The sequence below is a fragment of the Promicromonospora sp. NPDC060204 genome, from assembly GCF_042728455.1.
In the GTDB taxonomy this organism is placed as follows: Bacteria; Actinomycetota; Actinomycetes; order Actinomycetales; family Cellulomonadaceae; genus Promicromonospora.
Map to the genome: position 1 here is coordinate 1 of NZ_JBHWZO010000125.1, position 17,826 is coordinate 17,826.

9 protein-coding genes are annotated in these 17,826 nt (G+C 73.0%); 2 read left to right on the plus strand and 7 right to left on the minus strand.

Features of this window, described 5'->3' with window-relative positions:
• Nucleotides 1-49: 49 nt before the first annotated feature.
• Together pulA and ACFWEJ_RS16445 are read right to left on the minus strand one after the other, a co-directional pair.
• On the minus strand, nucleotides 50-5,551 hold the full coding sequence (gene pulA, locus ACFWEJ_RS16440) for a pullulanase-type alpha-1,6-glucosidase (protein ID WP_377230283.1): 5,502 nt from the start codon (nucleotides 5,549-5,551) through the stop codon (nucleotides 50-52).
• 112 nt (nucleotides 5,552-5,663) lie between these two features.
• On the minus strand, nucleotides 5,664-6,110 hold the full coding sequence (locus ACFWEJ_RS16445) for a GNAT family N-acetyltransferase (protein WP_377230284.1): 447 nt from the start codon (nucleotides 6,108-6,110) through the stop codon (nucleotides 5,664-5,666).
• A gap of 23 nt (nucleotides 6,111-6,133) precedes the next feature.
• Here ACFWEJ_RS16445 and ACFWEJ_RS16450 point away from each other — a divergent pair, with 23 nt between their 5' ends.
• The gene (locus tag ACFWEJ_RS16450; protein WP_377230285.1) at nucleotides 6,134-7,612 is read left to right on the plus strand and encodes an MFS transporter; all 1,479 of its coding nucleotides are present in this window, start codon (nucleotides 6,134-6,136) and stop codon (nucleotides 7,610-7,612) included.
• Nucleotides 7,613-7,664: 52 nt separating this feature from the next.
• On the opposite strand, the gene ACFWEJ_RS16455 is transcribed toward ACFWEJ_RS16450, so the two are convergent.
• From ACFWEJ_RS16455 to ACFWEJ_RS16475, 5 genes are all read right to left on the minus strand, one after another.
• On the minus strand, nucleotides 7,665-11,327 hold the full coding sequence (locus ACFWEJ_RS16455) for an ATP-binding cassette domain-containing protein (RefSeq protein WP_377230286.1): 3,663 nt from the start codon (nucleotides 11,325-11,327) through the stop codon (nucleotides 7,665-7,667).
• Between the two features lie 65 nt (nucleotides 11,328-11,392).
• Entirely contained in the window at nucleotides 11,393-11,977 is a 585-nt protein-coding gene (locus ACFWEJ_RS16460; RefSeq protein ID WP_377230287.1) for a hypothetical protein, read from the minus strand.
• A 37-nt stretch (nucleotides 11,978-12,014) separates the two neighbouring features.
• Entirely contained in the window at nucleotides 12,015-14,225 is a 2,211-nt protein-coding gene (locus tag ACFWEJ_RS16465; RefSeq protein WP_377230288.1) for an NADP-dependent isocitrate dehydrogenase, read from the minus strand.
• A 48-nt stretch (nucleotides 14,226-14,273) separates the two neighbouring features.
• The gene (locus tag ACFWEJ_RS16470) at nucleotides 14,274-15,560 is read right to left on the minus strand and encodes an MFS transporter (RefSeq protein ID WP_377230289.1); all 1,287 of its coding nucleotides are present in this window, start codon (nucleotides 15,558-15,560) and stop codon (nucleotides 14,274-14,276) included.
• Nucleotides 15,561-15,603: 43 nt separating this feature from the next.
• The gene (locus ACFWEJ_RS16475; protein WP_377230290.1) at nucleotides 15,604-16,593 is read right to left on the minus strand and encodes a malate dehydrogenase; all 990 of its coding nucleotides are present in this window, start codon (nucleotides 16,591-16,593) and stop codon (nucleotides 15,604-15,606) included.
• 208 nt (nucleotides 16,594-16,801) lie between these two features.
• Here ACFWEJ_RS16475 and ACFWEJ_RS16480 point away from each other — a divergent pair, with 208 nt between their 5' ends.
• A complete protein-coding gene (locus ACFWEJ_RS16480) occupies nucleotides 16,802-17,782 on the plus strand; it encodes an MIP/aquaporin family protein (RefSeq protein ID WP_377230291.1) in 981 nt (326 codons plus the stop codon).
• Nucleotides 17,783-17,826: the final 44 nt, after the last annotated feature.

Consider the following 17,826-nt stretch of genomic DNA (forward strand, 5'->3'; position numbering starts at 1 on the left):
CGGTCGCCGCCCGCCTGGTGAGCGGCCGCTCAGTGGTGCCTCAGTGACCTCAGCGGCCCCGGGGGTCCGTCAGGACCGCCACCGTGCGGGGCGGGACCGTGACCGTGCCCGCGGCCCGGTCCCAGGTGGTCGCCCGCACCACCGGGTCCGCGCCGCGCGCCTGGATGCGCGAGAGCGCGTAGTCCCGGCCGGCGAGCTCGGGCACCTCGACCGTGGCCACGTCGGGTGACGCGTTGAACACCACCAGCACGCCGTCCAGCTTGCGGTCGACGTCGGTCCGGCCCGCGCGGTCGTCGACCGACATGGTGATCACGCCGGGCACGGCGTCCGGCCCGGAGCCGGGGAACGTCACCTTCTGCTGGATCAGCTCGGCCGAGCCCAGGCGGAACAGCTCGGTCGAGTGCCGCAGCTCCAGCAGCTCGCGCGCCTGCGCGGCGGAGAACGCGATGTCGTCGGCGTCCGGCTTGAGCGCGGCGTCGGCGAGCAGGGGCTGCTGGTACGGCCACTTGTCCTCGTTGTCGGCGGCCATCGGCAGGCCGCGGCCGAACCCGTTGTCCTGCCCCGACCAGTCGATCGTGTTGAACCAGTCGCCGGAGTCGAACGAGTTGCGGTCCAGGGACTTGGAGCGCAGCAGGTCGGTGCCCGCGTGCCAGAACGAGGGTGACTGCGACAGCGCGGTCGTGGCCAGCGAGACCGTGTTCATCCGCACCCGGTCGGACATGGTGGTGTCCGCCGGCAGCTTGAGGGTGAGCAGGTCGAACAGCGTCTCGTTGTCGTGCGCGTCCACGTACGTGACGACCTCCTCGGGCGAGTCCGCGTAGCCCGCGGGCGCGCCCCGGTAGTCCAGCTCGTCGCCCCGGACCCGCTCCCCGGTCGAGGTCGTGACCTCGTAGGCACGTAGGTTCCCGGCCAGCCCGAGCTTCACGAGATCGGTCTGGTGTGCCAGGTCGGCCGCCTCGTCGTCGCCGCCGTCGTTGACCGACGCCGGGTCCTCCAGCCGTGCGTCCCGCCCGTTCGGGTCGGTGAACAGGCCGGTGCCGAAGCCCTGCGTGAACAGGGACGAGCCGTCGACGGGCGAGCCGCCGTGGACGGCGTCGCGCAGGCGGTCGCTGAAGGTGCCGATCCCCGTGCCACCGAGCTGGCCCTGCGTGGCCTGCTCGAACCGGGCGTTGCCCGCGACCTCGCCGAAGTCCCAGCCCTCGCCGTAGAGGTACACGCTCTTGCCGTCGACCCCGTCGCGCCGCAGCGTGAGCACGTCGAGTCCCGCCCGCACAGCCTCCATGTTCTCGCGGGAGTGGTGCCCCATCAGGTCGAACCGGAACCCGTCCACGTGGTAGTCGCGGGCCCAGGTGACCACGGAGTCCACCATCAGCTTCTGCGCCATGGCGTGCTCGGTGGCGACGTTCTGGCAGCAGGTGCTGGTCTCGACGGCGCCCGTGGTCGCGTTCTGCCGGTGGTAGTAGCCCGGCACCACGCGGTCCAGCACCGACTTCGGGTCCTGGCCCGACGCCGCCGTGTGGTTGAACACCTGGTCCAGCACCACCTGGAGCCCGGCGCCGTGCAGGTTGCCGACCATCGAGCGGAACTCGGCCACGCGCGCCCCGCCGTCGGCCTGCACCGCGTACGAGCCCTCCGGCGCCATGAAGTGGAGCGGGTCGTAGCCCCAGTTGAAGGCGTCGCTCCCCTGCACCTCGGCGACGGCGGCCTGCTGCTCCGTGCCGTCGGCCGCGAACCCGGACAGGTCGCCCGTGGTGGCCTGGTCGGCCCGGTCCTCGGGGATCGTGGCGATGTCGAACGTGGGCAGCAGGTGCACGGTCGTGAGCCCGGCGTCGGCCAGCGAGCGCAGATGCCTCATGCCGTCCGAGCCCTTGACGCCGAACGCGCCGTAGGTGCCGCGCAGGCGGGCGGGGACGGTCTCGTCGGAGCTGGAGAAGTCGCGCACGTGCAGCTCGTAGATCGTCTGGTCCACGGCCCGCTCCACCCGCGGCGCGGGCGTGCTGCGCCAGACCTTGGGCTGCCACGCCCTGTCGTCGAGATCGAGGGCGACCGAGTGGGTCGAGTCGAGCGTGAGACCCACCGAGTAGGGGTCGGTCACCACGTTGGTCTCGACCTGGCCGGTGCTCGGCACGTACACCTCGACGGCGTACCGGTACCGGGTGCCCTGCCAGTCGAGCCGGCGGTCGGCGCGGCCGCCGTCGAGCGTCCAGGCGCCGTCCCGCTGGCGGGTCATCGCGAAGGTGCGCGGCTCGGCGTCCAGCGCCCGGCCCGCGGGCCAGGCCTGGAGCGTCACCGTGCGGGCCGTGGGCGCCCAGAGCGCGAACGAGGCCTTCTTGCTCCCCTGCCACGTCACGCCCAGCGTGCGCTGGGTCGCGAACAGGTCGTCCAGCACGCCGGGGATCTGCACGCCGGTGGCGGCGGTCAGGGTCTCGCCGTCGTGCCGGGTCAGGCGCAGCGCCCCCTGCAGGGCCGACGTCGCCGCTGCGCGGCTCAGGCCCTCGACCTCCAGGGCGAGGTACCCGGCCAGGTGGGGGAAGTCCGCGGCGACGTCCGCGGGCACGTCGCCGGTGCCGCCCGCCGGGGTCAGGGCGTACGACGCCGTCTCCGTCTCCAGCGCCCAGGTGTCGCCGCTGCCGAAGCTCGCGGCCGGGACCAGGACCAGCCCTTCCCGCACCCAGTGCGCGGCCTGCTGGCCCTCCCCGGGCGTGCCCGGGGTGCCGACCTCGACCGACGGCACCTTGGTCTCCGGGTCCCAGGTGAAGGTGACCGGGCCGCCGCCCGTCGAGTAGGCGACGTTGGCGCCGTCCCGCACGCCGTCGGCGCCGTAGTTCTCCGCCCAGGAGCCGTTGACCGCCACCTTGAACTCGTAGGACCCGGCGGGCAGCTCGAACGTGCCGGTGTACGTGCCGTCGTCGGCGAGGGTGAGGCGCGCGGCCTCGCAGTCCGGGGTCCAGTCGCCGGCGCACCCCATCTCGCTGTTGTGCGAGCCGGGCACGGTGACCAGGTCGATGTCGGGGTCCGTGGGGTCGTCGACGACGCCGCTCACGTCCACGCCCACCGACGCGTACGAGCTGGCGGCGGAGCGGTCGCCGTCGGCGTCGCGCGTGACCGCGCGGTACTCGACCAGCGTGCCCTCGGGCAGGTCGGCGCCGTTCGCCGACACGTCGTGGAAGACGCGCGGGGAGGTGTCCTCGGCGGTCCCGAGGTCGTGCCACTCGGCGGAGCCAACGGCCCGCCAGGCGAACGAGGTCTCGGCCCAGGCGTCGTCGATCCCGGCGGCCACGGGGGCCACGCCGGTCACCGCGGCGCCCGGCCGGGCGCTCGTCCCGGGGACGACGGCGGCGACGCCGGTCGAGTCGGCGCCCACCGTGCGGTCCGCGACCAGCACGATCGCGGAGCGGGCCGGGACGGTCAGTGTCACCGCGCCGTCGGCGTCGGCCGTGACCTCGGCGCTGGTGCCGTACAGCGGGGCGAACGTCGCGCCCGGGGTCAGCGCGTCGAACGTGACCGTGCGCTGCTGCGCGGCGTTGTTCGCGGCGACCAGGTGCTCGACCCGCTCCTCGCGGTCGACGCGGGAGAAGGCGTAGACGCCCGCGCCGTCCTCGGCGTAGCGCTCGATCTGGGCGCCGGTCGCCAGGGCCGGGTGCTCCTCGCGCAGGTCGGCCAGGGCGGCGATGTGCTCGTAGAGCGGCGCGTCGGTGGCGTAGCGGTCCACGCTGCCGGCCTGCTCGCCGGTGACCAGCGGCTGGTCGGCGTACTCGTCGACCTGCGTCGCGAACAGGGTCTGCCGCGCGTCCTTGTCGCCGCCCGTGCCCGCGAAGCCCTGCTCGTCGCCGTAGTAGACCACCGGCTGGCCGCGCGTGAGGTACATGAGCTCGTGCGCCAGCTCGTCGCGTTCCAGCGGGTTCTCGGCGCCCGCCAGCATGTAGCCGACGCGGCCCATGTCGTGGTTGCCGAGGAACGTCGGCAGCGCGGACGCGCTGCTGTGCGGCGTCGTGTACAGGTCGTCGGAGGCGTACAGGTCCGCGAGCCGCTGCGCGCTGTTGCCGCTGGCGTAGCTCGTGGCGGCCGACTGGAACGAGAAGTCGAGCACCGAGCTCATGTCGGTGCGGCGCACGTACGGGGAGGTCTTGGCGGCGTCGGCGTCGTACACCTCGCCGAACGTGAAGAACTCGTCCTTGCCCTGCTCCCGGGCGTAGTCCTGGATCTCGGTGGACCACTCCTCCCAGAACTCGAAGTTCACGTGCTTGACCGTGTCGATGCGGAAGCCGTCGATGCCCAGGTCGATCCACGCCTTGTAGATCTCCTCGAAGCCGTCCACCACGCGCGGGTGCTCGGTCATGAGGTCGTCCAGGCCGCTGAAGTCGCCGTACGTGACCGACTCGCCCTCCCACGTCGAGTTGCCCCGGTTGTGGTAGAGCGTGGGGTCGTTGAGCCAGGCCGGGACCTTGACGTCCTGGTCGGCCGGGTCGACGACGGGCGTGTACGGGAAGCTGGTCGCCGCGTCGAGCTCGGGGAAGTCGCCCGTGCCGGCGAGGTCCGCGGGGTCGAACGGGGTGCCGGCGGCGTCCCGGTACGGGGTGGTCGCCTGGTCCACGTAGTCGTAGGTGCCCTCGGCGTAGTCGACGACGTCGGCCGTGTGGTTGGTGATGATGTCGAAGTAGACCTTGAGCCCGCGGGCGTGGGCGTCGTCGATCAGCGCCGCCAGCTCCGCGTTGGTGCCCAGGTGCGGGTCGATCCGCGTGAAGTCCGTGATCCAGTAGCCGTGGTAGCCCGCGCTCACGTCGGCGCCCGAGCCCTGCACCGGGCGGTTGAGGAAGCTCGGCGTGAGCCAGATCGCGGTGGTGCCCAGGTCCTCGATGTAGTCGAGGTTCTGCCGCAGGCCCGCGAGGTCGCCGCCCTGGTAGAAGCCCTTGTCGGTCGGGTCGAAGCCGGTCGTGAGCCGGTCGCCGTCCAGGCCGCCCTCGTTGTTGGCCGGGTCACCGTCGGCGAACCGGTCGGTCATCACGAAGTAGAAGCGCTCGTCGCTGCCCGGCTGGCGCACGGGGTCGTGCACGAGGGCGTCGTCCGCCTCCGTCCAGTCCCCGGCCAGGGTGAGCGGCGTCAGGGCGGTGCGGTGGGTCGTGTCGTCGTAGGAGACGCGGACCGTCGCGGGCCCTTCGAGGTGCAGCGGGGCGTTCTCGGCGCCGCCGTCGCGCCCGTAGGACTCGTCCCACGCGTCGTCGAGGGCGACCTTGTACTCGTAGGTGCCCGCGGGGACCTCGAACTCGGCCACGAAGGTGCCGTCGCCCTGGGCGACGAGCTCCGTGGCGGCGCACGCCGGGTCCCAGTCGGCGGCGCAGCCGAGCTCGTCCTGGAGGCTGCCGACCAGGGCGGCGGTGCGGTCCTGCGTGGCTTGCGGCACGACGCCGGCCGCAGCGGCCGACGTCGAGGCCGCGAGCCCGAGCGAGGCCAGGAGGGCGACGGCGGCCAGCCCCGCCCCCGCACGCCGGTGCGCGGCGGGCCCACGGGCCGGGCGGGGATGAGCCGAGCGCGGGCGCGCGGTGCGAGACATGGATGACCCCTTCGTCGTCCGGAACCCAAGTGTCCGAGCGCGACTGTAACGCTTGCAGAACCTTGCAGCAAGCGTCCGGAGTGACCGATTCGTGCGGCCCGCGAAATGTCCGTCAGAGCGGGAGCTTGAAACCCTCGTGCGACTGCTCGTAGCCGAGGTTGCGGTAGAAGCGGTGGGCGTCGGGCCGCTGCTTGTCGGACGTGAGCTGGGCCAGCACGCAGCCGCGCGCCCGGCCGCGCTCGTGAGCGTGCTCCATCATCAGGCGGCCGATGCCCTGCCCGCGCAGCGCCCGGTCCACCCGCACGGCCTCCACCAGGAGGCGGGAGGCGCCGTTGCGGGAGATCCCGGGGATGAACGTGAGCTGCATGACGCCGATCACCGCGCCGTCGGACTCCGCGACCACCAGCTCGTTGTCCGGGCTCGCCGCGACGGCCTCGAAGCCCGCGACGTGGGCCGCGCCGTAGGTGCCGGTCCGGGTGGCCGCGACGGCGTCGTCGGCGATGAGCTCGACGATCCGTTCGAGGTCGTCCCGCTCGGCTTCACGAAAGGTCAGTTCCATGGCGCCACCCTAGGCTCTTGCCTGTGACCACCTCCCCGACCCCCGCGGCCCCGGACGACGCCTCCGGCGCACCCCCGCGCAGCTCCTGGCTGGCACTCGCGGTGCTCATCCTCGGCGTCTCGATGGCCCTGCTCGACACGACGATCGTCAACGTCGCACTGCCGACCATCCGCCTCTCGCTCGACGCCTCGGAGGGCACGCTCTCCTGGATCATCTCCGGGTACGCGCTGGCCTACGGCCTGGCCCTGATCCCCGCCGGACGCGTGGGCGACCGGGTGGGCCACAAGTGGGTCTTCGTCGTGGGCCTGGCCGGGTTCACGCTCGCCAGCCTCTGGTGCGGCCTGGCCAACGGAGCCACCGAGCTCATCGTGGCCCGCGTGGTCCAGGGCCTGTGCGGCGGCATCTTCTTCCCGGCCGTGACCGCGCTGATCCAGCTCATGTTCACCGGCCGCACGCGCGGCAAGGCGTTCGCCGTGATGGGCGCGGCCATCGGGTTCTCGACCGCCCTCGGGCCGATCATCGGCGGCCTGCTCATCGAGGCGTTCGGCGAGAACGAGGGCTGGCGCTCCATCTTCTTCGTCAACCTGCCGTTCGGCGTGATCGCGGTGGTCGCGGCGATCATGCTGCTGCCGCGGATCGTCGTGGGGGGCGCGGCGCGCGGGGTCGACGTCGTCGGCCTGCTGCTGGTCTCGGTGGCGCTCGTCGCGATCCTGGTGCCGCTCATCGAGGGCGAGGACGCCGGCTGGCCGTGGTGGACCTTCACGTCCCTGGCGGGCGGCCTGCTGCTGCTCGTCGCGTTCGCGTTCTGGGAGCGCCGGGTCGCGGCCCGCAGCGGCAGCCCCCTGGTGCCGCCGCACCTGTTCTCGCACCCCGCCTTCACGGGCGGCGTGATCCTGGCGCTGGTCTACTTCGCGGCGTTCACCAGCATCTTCTTCACCATCTCGATCTTCTGGCAGTCCGGGCTGGGCCACTCGGCGCTGGCCTCCGGCCTGGTGTCGGTGCCGTTCGCCATCGGCTCGATCGCGGGCGCGTCGCAGAGCGAGCGACTGTCCCACCGCCTGGGCCGGACCGTGCTCGTGATCGGCACCGGCATGGTCGCGGTGGGCCTGGTCTCCGTGTGGCTCGTGCTCTGGCTGGTCCCGACCGGCGACCTGACCCACTGGTACCTCGCGGGCCCGCTGCTGCTCGGCGGCATCGGCAGCGGCCTGTTCATCGCGCCCAACGCGCAGTTCATCGTCGCCACCGTGGACCGCGACGAGGCGGGCGCGGCGTCTGGCGTGATCGGCACCATGCAGCGGATCGGCTCGGCGGCGGGCATCGCCGTGGTCGGCTCGGTGCTGTTCGGGGCGCTCGACTTCCCGCCCGGCCGGCCGACGCCGGAGGTCGTCGCCGACGTCTTCGCGCACGGCGCGACCCTGGCGATGGCGACCAGCGCGGCGCTGTCCGTGGTGGCGTTCCTGCTGGTGTTCGTGCTGCCGCACCGGGTGGAGGCGCCGCGGTAGCGGGTGCGGCCGGCGCTGTAGCCGGGCGGGCTCAGCGCCCGCCCGGCTCTCGTCAGCCCGCCAGGTGGCTCCAGCGCGGGGCCAGACCCGACCACGGGCCGACGTCGGCCACCGCGCCGTCGACCAGCACGACCACGCGGTCCGCGCGGGCGAGCGCCGCACGCTTGGAGGTCGCACCGACCACCGTGGTGCCCCGCTCCCGCAGGGCGGCCCACAGCTCGATCTCGGTCGAGGCGTCCAGGGCGCTGGACACGTCGTCGGCAAGCAGGAGCTCGGTGTCGGCGGCGAGGGCCCGCGCGAGCGCGAGCCGCTGCACCTGACCGCCCGACAGCCGGACGCCGCGGTGCCCCACGAGGGCGTGCGGGCCGCCGGCGTCGCGCATGTCCTGCTCGAGGCGCGCGCCCTGGACGGGGCCGTCGATGTCGCGGGCGTGGTCGAGCTGCACGTTGTCGGAGAACGACCCGGACAGCACCCGCGGCACCTGGGCCACGTGCGCCACCTGGCCGGGGCGCAGGAACGCCTGGGCGTCCGTCACCTCGGTGCCGTTCCACCGGACCTGACCGGTGTGCTCCATGAGCCCGGCCAGCGCGGAGAGCAGCGACGACTTGCCCGAGCCGACCTGGCCGAGCAGCAGCACGAGCTCGCCCCGGCGTACCTCGAGGTCGACGTCGGAGACGCCGATCGTGCCGTCGTCGTGCACCGCGGTCAGGCGGCGCAGCTCCAGGCGGTCGAGCGGCTCGCGCGGCGTCGGCTCCGGGGCCGGGGCGACGCCCGTGACGAGGTCCACGCCCTGCTGGCGCGAGACCAGGTCGGTGCCGCCGGCGAACCGGGCGGTCGCGACCTGCCAGGCACGGGTTCCGGGGGCCTCGGTGACCACGGCGCCCGCCACCACGCCGAACCAGGCGAAGCCGGTCACGGCGTTGGCGACGAGGAGCGTCGTGGCCAGGTCCCACGTGCCGGTCAGCAGGAAGCCCCAGGCGACGACGACGCCGATGTAGAGGGTCACCAGTGGCACCGAGTCGAGCACGGCCTGCACCCGGTGCTCGAAGATCGCGGCCTTGACCCGCCCTGAGTCCACCTCGCCGAGGTGGCGGCGGACGTCGGGCGTGCGGGCGGCGAGCTTGACCGTGCGCGCCGAGTCGAGCGCCGAGACGAGGGCGCGGCCGAACCGGGCACGGGCCGCCGAGGAGCCGGCGGCGGAGCGGCCGGCGATCGGCCGGCCGACGGCCGAGGCCGCCGCGGAGACCACCATGACCGCGAGCAGCACGGCGCCGGCGGTCCAGGTGCCGCTGATCAGGGCCGTGACCGCCACGATCGCGAGGCCGTTGACGAAGTCGACCCAGCGGTCGGCGTACCGCACGAAGCGGTCCGCGTCCATGGACCGGGCCACCACCTCGCCGGGCGGCGTGGCGGGCAGCCGGTACTGCCGGGTCTGGCCGTGCATGACCGACATCCGGATGCGCAGCAGCACCTCGACCCACCAGCGCGGGTACACGCCCAGCGCGCGCGAGATGAACAGCGGCTGCAGGAGCAGCAGCACGGCGAACGTGACCAGCAGGCCGACGGGCAGCTCGCCGGTGCCGACGATCTCGACCGTGCGGCCCCACAGGAAACCGCTGACCGCGCCCTGTGCCGCGACCAGGCTGGCCAGCAGGAACAGGACGGCGCCGAACAGGCCCCACCTCGGGCGGACGAACAGCGCGTGCAGCACGCCACGCGCGAGGCTCGGCCCGTCCCCGGGTGGGGTCAGGTCGGGCGGGGTGCCCGCCCGTCGGCGGCCGCCGACGGCGTCGGGCTGGTCCGTGCCGTCGGCGGGCACTGTGCCGTCGGCGGGCGCGGTGCCGTCGGCGGGCGCGGTGCCGTCGGCGGGCGCGGTGCCGACCGTCTCGCCGTCCGCGGACGCCGCGACCGCCTGGGCGCGCGCCCCGGCTCCGGCCGCCGCCGACTCGTCCAGCGAGCCGTCGCTCGCGCCGGCCTCCAGCAGCGAGCGGAACGGTCCGGGCGTGCGGGCGAGCGTCGCGCGGGGCCCCTGCTGCACGACGCGGCCGTGGTCGAGGACCGCCACCAGGCCGGCGCGCTCGATGGTGCCGAGCCGGTGCGCGATGAGCACGCCGGTACGCCCGCTGAGCAGCCGGTCCGACGCGGCGACGACGCGCGCCTCCGTCAGCGGGTCCATCCGCGCGGTCGCCTCGTCGAGCACGACGAGCTGCACGTGCCGCACGAGCAGCCGCGCGAACGCGACGAGCTGCTCCTCCCCTGCCGACAGCGTGGTTCCGCCGGGGCCGAGGAGCGTGTCGATCCCGTCGGGCAGGCCGGCCGTCCAGTCGGTGAGGCCGAGCTCGCGGACCGCGGCCTCGATGTCGGCGCGCGGCACGTCGGCGAACAGCGCGATGTTCTCCGCGAGCGTGCCCGCGATGATCTCCGTGCGCTGGGTGACCACGCCCACGGCGCCGCGCAGCTTCTGCAGGTCGAGGTCGCGCACGTCGGCGCCGCCGAGGAACACCGAGCCCCGCTCCGGCTCGACGGCGCGCGACAGCAGCGCCGCCAGCGTCGACTTGCCGGAGCCCGTACGCCCCACGAGGGCCACGGTCTCGCCGGCGGGGACCACCAGGTCCACGCCGCTCAGGGCGAACGTGCCCTCGTCGTAGGCGAAGGTCAGGTCGCGCAGCTCGAGACCCAGCGGACCCTCGGGGAGGTCGTCGCCGCCCTCGGGCTCGGGCTCGACCTCCAGCATCTGCCGGATGCGCAGCACCGCGCCGAGGCCCTCCTGGATGTCCGGCAGGTGGTGCACCAGGTTGTCCATCTGGCCCACGAACATCGCGGTGACCAGGAACAGCGTGACGAGCTGGTCCACCGACAGGCCGCCACCGGCGGCGACGACCGCACAGACGACGACGGTCCCGGCCAGGAGCGCGTACATCACCAGGCCGGCCCGCCGCAGCAGGCGCTCCTCGACCCGCACCACCTCGCGGAACTTGCGGTGCACGATCGCCGAGAGCTGCGCGACGCGGCGCACGGCGAACGCCTGGCCGAGGCTGGTGCGCAGGTCGTTCCGCGCGGCGACCGCCTCCTCGAAGGCGGCGGCGTGGTCGGTCCAGGCGGCCTCCTCGATCACCTTGCGGCGCGCGATCTCGCCGAGCAGCGGCCGGGTGAGCAGGGCGACGATCCCGCCCAGCACCGGGAACAGCAGCCAGGCCGGCCACCAGGTGATGCCGGCGATGATCCACATCGGCACGACGCCGACCACCGTGCGGCCGGCGCCCCAGAGCTGGCGGCGCACCAGGGTGCCGACGGCGTGCGTGTCGTCGTCCACCCGGTCGAGCACCTCGCCGACCGCCTGCTCGGAGAGCGTGGCGAGCGGCTGCCGCAGGGCCGCGCTGAGCAGGTCGCTGCGAAGCTTGCCCTCGGCGCGGTCCACGACGCTCGCCCAGGTCACCTGGCCGACGCCGTCGAACACCGCACCGCCGACGACGCACACGGCGAGCAGCACGAGCCCGACGACGGTCGCGTCGGCGGCCAGCCGGCCGGCCGCGACGGTGCCGAGCGCCAGGCCGACAGCGCCCGCGGTGAGCGCGAGCATCGCGACGACCGCGGCCGGACCGCACAGCCGGCGCCAGTCGAGCCGGCGTGCTGGGTCGGTCGGCGTCGTCGGCGCAGGACGAGGCGACGCCTCGGGAACGGGCGTGGTCTCAGGGGTGCGCGGTGCGTCGATCATCGTTTCCCGAGGCTACGACGAGACACCGACACTCCCTGCCTCTTTTTCCACAGGAGCGACCAAGGTCACGGCGCCGTGGCGCAGGCGTCGTCCTTCGGCGCGCAGATGGAGACCTGGTACAGGTAGGAGAAGGTTCCGCTGCTGCTGCCCGCTTCCCAGTCCACCTCGAATCCCTGGAGCGTGCGGCTCTGGTCGACCTCGCGTTCCAGCTCCACGAGGAGCGTCGACACACCGTCCAGCCCGGTACTGCCGCACCGGCTGCGCACCGCGTGCTGGGACACGTCATATCCGGAGCGCGTCAGCGAACCGCGGCCCGCCGCGTCGTCCGCCGCGCCCGGGACCACGCTGAACGAGGTCACCGTCACGTCGGCGGCGTCGACGGCCCGAACCTCCGTGACCTTCCCGTCGTCGGGTCCGGCCACGCAGATGCTCATGAGGCCCACGAACATCGGCTCAGCACGCTTCATGTCGCCCATCGCGCTCGACATGACTCCGTTCGAGTCCGGCTCGCCCGCGCGCCGGACCCCCACGGCGTCGGCCGAGCATGCGGCGACGAGACAGAGCACCAGCCCGGCCGTGCCCACGGCGAGCCCGATCCTCGTCGGGCGCGCGAGAAGGGGGTGGGTGGGAACCCGGGTCCGGACTCCCATCCACCCCCTCCTCACTGCCGTCCAGCCCCGCAGTGCGTCAGAGGGACGCGAGCGCCTCGTTGAAGGTGGCGCTCGGGCGCATCACCGCGGTGGCCTTGGCCTCGTCCGGACGGTAGTAGCCGCCGATGTCGGCCGGCTTGCCCTGGACCGCGACGAGCTCCTCCACGATGGCCTGCTCGCCGGCGGCCAGCGCCTCGGCGAGCGGCTTGAACGTGGCGGCCAGCTCGGCGTCGTCCGACTGCGCGGCCAGCTCGCGGGCCCAGTACAGGGCCAGGTAGAAGTGCGAGCCGCGGTTGTCGATGGTGCCCAGGCGGCGACCCGGCGAACGGTCCTCGTTGAGGAACGTGCCGGTGGCGCGGTCGAGGGTGTCGGCCAAGACCTGGGCGCGGGCGTTGCCCTCGGTCACCGCGAGGTGCTCGAAGGACGCGGCCAGCGCGAAGAACTCACCGAGCGAGTCCCAGCGCAGGTAGTCCTCCTCGACGAGCTGCTGCACGTGCTTCGGCGCGGAGCCGCCGGCACCCGTCTCGAACAGGCCGCCACCGTTCATCAGCGGCACGATCGAGAGCATCTTGGCCGACGTGCCGACCTCGAGGATCGGGAACAGGTCGGTGTTGTAGTCGCGCAGCACGTTGCCGGTCACCGAGATGGTGTCCAGGCCCTGGCGGATGCGCGCGAGCGAGAACGCCGTGGCCTCCGCCGGGTCCATCACGTGGATCTCGAGGCCCTCGGTGTCGTGCTCCGGCAGGTACTGCTCGATCTTGCGGATCAGGTTGGCGTCGTGCGCGCGGCGCGAGTTCAGCCAGAACACGGCGGGCGTCTCCGACAGGCGGGCCCGCGTGATGGCCAGCTTGATCCAGTCGCGGATCGAGGCGTCCTTGGTCTGGCAGGCGCGCCAGATGTCACCGGCGTGGACGGCGTGCTCGATGAGCACGGCGCCGGAGCCGTCGACGACGCGGACGGTGCCGTCCGCGGCGATCTCGAACGTCTTGTCGTGCGAGCCGTACTCCTCGGCCGCCTTCGCCATGAGGCCGACGTTGGGCACGGAGCCCATCGTGGCCGGGTCGAGGGCGCCGTTGACGCGGCAGTCGTCGATGACGGTCTGGTAGATCCCGGCGTACGAGGAGTCGGGGATCACCGCGAGGGTGTCGGCCTCCTCGCCGTCCGGCCCCCACATGTGGCCGCCGATGCGGATCATGGCGGGCATCGAGGCGTCGACGATGACGTCGGACGGGACGTGCAGGTTGGTGATGCCCTTGTCGGAGTTCACCATGGCCATCTTCGGGCCGTCGGCCAGCGCGGCGTCGAAGGCGGCGCGGATCTCGGCGCCGTTCGGCAGCGCCTCGAGGCCGGCGAAGATGCCGCCCAGGCCGTCGTTCGCCGACAGGCCGGCGGCGGCCAGGTCCTGGCCGTACTTCTCGAAGACCGGCTTGAAGAAGGCCTTGACCACGTGGCCGAAGATGATCGGGTCGGAGACCTTCATCATCGTCGCCTTGAGGTGCACGGAGAACAGGACGCCCTCGGCCTTGGCCCGCTCGATCGACTCGGCGAGGAACGCGTCCAGCGCGGCGGCGTCGAGGAACGTGCCGTCCACGACCTCCCCGGCCAGCACCGGCAGCGACTCCTTGAGCACGGTCACGGTGCCGTCGGCGGCGACGTGCTCGATGCGCAGCGTGTCGTCGGCCTCGACGATCACGGACTTCTCGTTGGAGAAGAAGTCGTCGTGACCCATGGTGGCCACGTTGGTCTTCGAGTCGGCCGCCCACGCGCCCATGCGGTGCGGGTGCGCCTTCGCGTAGTTCTTGACCGAGGCGGGGGCGCGGCGGTCCGAGTTGCCCTGGCGCAGCACCGGGTTCACGGCGGAACCCATGACGCGGCCGTAGCGCTCGCGCGCGTCCTTCTGCTCGTCGGTCTCGACGCTCTCCGGGAAGTCGGGCAGGTCGTAGCCGAGGCTCTGCAGCTCGGCGATGGCTGCCTTGAGCTGCGGCACCGAGGCCGAGATGTTCGGCAGCTTGATGATGTTGGCCGCCGGGTCGTTAGCCAGCTCGCCCAGCTCGGCGAGCGCGTCCGCCTGGCGCTGCTCCTCCGTGAGCCGCTCCGGGAACTGGGCGATGATCCGGCCGGCGAGCGAGATGTCGCGGGTCTCGACGTCCACACCGGCCTTGGCCGCGTACGCCGAGACGATCGGCAGGAACGAGTACGTCGCCAGAAGCGGGGCCTCGTCCGTGTGGGTATAGATGATCTTGGACATGGGTGTGGCTGACTCCCCGGGATGTTGGAATGTGCCGATCTCTCGATATCAAGATACCTGAGGGTGCCGCGCGGTCCTGAATCGCGAGATCCCCAGGAGTACCGCGACAAGCGTGAAGCCGGCCACGCCGACCCACAATGCGGGGCGATAGCCGAGGTGGTCCGCGAGCAGGCCGCCCGCGGGCGCACCGATCACGAGCATGGCCCGGTTCACGCTGCGGATCGTCGTGTTGGTCCGCGCCTGCAGGTGGTCGGGCGTCACGGCCTGGCGGTAGCCCATCTCGTTCGCGTTCTCGAGCCCTGTCGCCAGCCCGTAGAGCCCCTGCCCGACGGCGATGGTCGCCACGGTCAGCCAGGTGGCCGTGGCGTCGGGCCCGTCCGACGACGACGCCGTCGCGCTCGCCGGCGCCAGCGCCACGACCGCCCACGCCGGGACCATCGCGGCGCGCGCCGCGACGACCGTGCGCCCCGCTCCCCAGACGCGGCCGGCCCGCTCGGAGAACAGCGCCCCGACCAGGCCGGCGACGCCCGCCGCCGCGAGCGCCAGCCCCAGCTGGAACGCCGACATCCCGAGCCCCACGAGCGCGAACGGGGCGAGCACCGTGGTGACGATGCCGTTGCAGAGGAACCAGCCGTGCGTCGCGAGGGCCAGGGGCGCGAGCATGGTGTGCCGGTAGACCCAGCGCAGGCCCTCGCGGACGTCGTCGAGCAGGCGCCGGGCCGAGGACCGCACGCCGCCGTCGCCCCGGGGCGCGGTGCGGGCCGGGCCCGGCTCCGGCACCTTCGCCCGCCAGACGGCGAACGCGGCGAACACGTAGGTGGCGGCGTCGACGAGCACAGCGAGCGGCGCGCCGAGCGCCGTCGTCAGCGCGCCGCCGATCGCCGGGCCGGACGCCTGGGCGACCGCGCCGGTCTGGTCGAGCCGGGCGTTGGCCCGCACGAGGGCGGTGCGGGGCACCAGGCGAGGTACGAAGGACTGCGACGCCGCGTCGTTGAGCAGCGAGGCCAGCCCGAGCACCACCATGAACACGGCCAGCACGGGGATGTTCAGCACCCCCGCCCACCAGAGCAGCGGCACGGAGCCGAGCAGCACGCCCCGGACCAGGTCCGTGGTGATCAGCAGCGGTCGTCGGCGCCAGCGGTCCACCACCGCGCCCAGCACGAGGCCGAGCACGAGGTACGGGACCCAGCGGGCCGCGTTGACGACGCCCAGCTCGGTGGCGCTCGCCCCGAGCGTGACGACGACGAGCACCTGCAGCGCGACGGTGGTGACGTAGGTGCCCAGCTCGGACACGGCCTCGCCCGCCCAGAACCAGGTGAACGCACGCCCGAGCAAGCAGCGTCCCCCTTCGTCGGTCGTGGGCGGGCAGGCGGCCGGGCTAGATCAGGCCCAGGGCCCGGACGGCGTCGCGCTCCTCCACCAGCTCGGCGACGCTCGCGTCGATCCGGCCGCGGGAGAACTCGTCGATCTCGAGGCCCTCGACGACCTTCCACTCGCCCGTGCCGTCGGACGTGACCGGGAACGACGAGACGAGCCCCTCCGGCACGCCGTACTCGCCGGAGGACCACAGGCCCGCCGAGGTCCAGTCGCCCTCGGGGGTGCCGAGCGTCCAGTCGCGCACGTGCGCGATCGCCGCGTTGGCCGCCGATGCCGCCGACGAGGCCCCGCGCGCCTGGATGATCGCGGCGCCGCGCTTGGCGACGGTCGGGATGAAGTCGTCGGTGAGCCAGGCGGTGTCGGCCGCGACGTCGGCGCCGGGGCGGCCGCCGACCTCCGCATGGAACAGGTCCGGGTACTGCGACGCGGAGTGGTTGCCCCAGATGGTGAGCCTGCGGATCTCGCTGACGGGGGTCCCGGTCTTCGCCGCGACCTGCGAGAGCGCCCGGTTGTGGTCGAGCCGCGTCATCGCGGTGAACCGCGTGGCCGGCACGTCGGGGGCGTTCGACGCCGCGATGAGGGCGTTGGTGTTGGCGGGGTTGCCGACCACGAGCACCCGGACGTCGTCCGCGGCGCCGTCGTTGATCGCCCGGCCCTGCGGGCCGAAGATGCCGCCGTTGGCCTCCAGCAGGTCGGCGCGCTCCATGCCCGCGCCTCGGGGGCGGGCGCCGACGAGAAGGGCGACGTTGACGCCGTCGAAGGCCTTGACCGGGTCGTCGAAGATCTCGACGCCGGCCAGGTTCGGGAAGGCGCAGTCGTCGAGCTCCATGGCGGTGCCCTCCGCGGCCGCGACGGCCTGCGGGATCTCGAGGAGTCGGAGCCGTACTGGCGTGTCCGCGCCGAGCATCTCGCCCGCGGCTATGCGGAAGAGGAGCGCATACCCGATCTGGCCAGCGGCTCCGGTGACGGTGACATTCACGGGTTCAGTCATGACCCCACTCTTGCATCGACCGACCCGCCTCGCCCAGCCCCTGGGCCGATCTGTGTCTTGCCTGGTACCAGTACCCGGGTACGGTGAAGAAAATACCCGCGCGTATTCAGGTTTTGCTCAGGCGGGTAATGGCAGGATGTGCGCGACATCGCACTGCACGCCGCCATGACGCGCACCGAATGGTGTGCCACCGAAAGGAACAGACTTCATGTCCCAGGACCTCGCCGCGACCAGCGGCGTCACCGAGGTCGAGGAGCGGTCGCCCAGCCTGCTCTCCCGCCTGCTCGCCGAGACCTTCGGCACGTTCCTGCTGACGCTCGTGATCGTGGGTGTGCTCGTCTACAGCCCGCTGAACACGGTCGGCGGGCTCGGCGTGGCGCTCGGTGGAGGCTTCGCCTACATCGCGGGTGCCGCAGCCGTCGGCCGCGTCTCCGGTGCGCACTTCAACCCGGCGATCTCGCTGGGCGCCTGGCTCAGCGGCCGCATCTCGGTCAGCAACATGTTCAGCTACTGGGGCGCACAGCTCGTGGGCGCGATCCTGGCCGCCGCCGTGCTGTTCGCCACCGTGCCGCAGCCGCTGCTCGCGCTGCTCGGCAAGGAGAACACCTCCGACGCGTTCGACTCGGCCGTCAACGGCTTCTCGCAGCACTCCCCGCTCTACCTGCAGACCCAGGGCCAGGCCCAGTTCGACTGGCTCCCGGCACTGCTCGTCGAGGTCATCATCTCCGCGATCCTCGTCGGCGTGTACCTCGGCGTGCACGACCGCCGCAGCAAGATCGGCTACGCCCCCGTCGCCGTGGGCAGCGCCATCGCCGCGCTGACCCTGGTCTCGTGGTTCGTCACCAACACCGGCATGAACCCGGCCCGCTCCACGGCCGCCGCGCTCTTCGCGAACAACTGGGGCGGCGACGGCTCCGGCCGCCAGCTCTGGCTGTTCTGGCTCGCCCCGCTGGTCGGTGCCGCTCTCGCCGCGCTGTTCTACCGCGCGTTCGCGTCGGTCGAGCCCGAGGGGCTCGAGCTCGACGAGGAGGACGACGAGGACGAGGACGAGGACGACGAGACGGCCGAGCCCGTCGCCGCGCAGTCCACCCCCGCGGCCGAGGCCTCGGCGGAGGAGACCTCCGAGACCCCGGAGAAGACCGCCGAGGGCGAGACCGAGCCGGAGAAGAAGGCCGACGACAAGGCCTGATCCCTCGCACCACCCGCACGACGCCGGGGCCGCACCTTCCGTAC

Coding starts and splice junctions, on each gene's coding strand:
- pulA (WP_377230283.1), bottom strand. CDS start 5,551: ATGTCTCGCACCGCGCGCCCGCGCTCGGCTCATCCCCGCCCGGCCCGT.
- ACFWEJ_RS16445 (WP_377230284.1), bottom strand. CDS start 6,110: ATGGAACTGACCTTTCGTGAAGCCGAGCGGGACGACCTCGAACGGATC.
- ACFWEJ_RS16455 (WP_377230286.1), bottom strand. CDS start 11,327: ATGATCGACGCACCGCGCACCCCTGAGACCACGCCCGTTCCCGAGGCG.
- ACFWEJ_RS16460 (WP_377230287.1), bottom strand. CDS start 11,977: ATGGGAGTCCGGACCCGGGTTCCCACCCACCCCCTTCTCGCGCGCCCG.
- ACFWEJ_RS16465 (WP_377230288.1), bottom strand. CDS start 14,225: ATGTCCAAGATCATCTATACCCACACGGACGAGGCCCCGCTTCTGGCG.
- ACFWEJ_RS16475 (WP_377230290.1), bottom strand. CDS start 16,593: ATGACTGAACCCGTGAATGTCACCGTCACCGGAGCCGCTGGCCAGATC.
- ACFWEJ_RS16480 (WP_377230291.1), top strand. CDS start 16,802: ATGTCCCAGGACCTCGCCGCGACCAGCGGCGTCACCGAGGTCGAGGAG.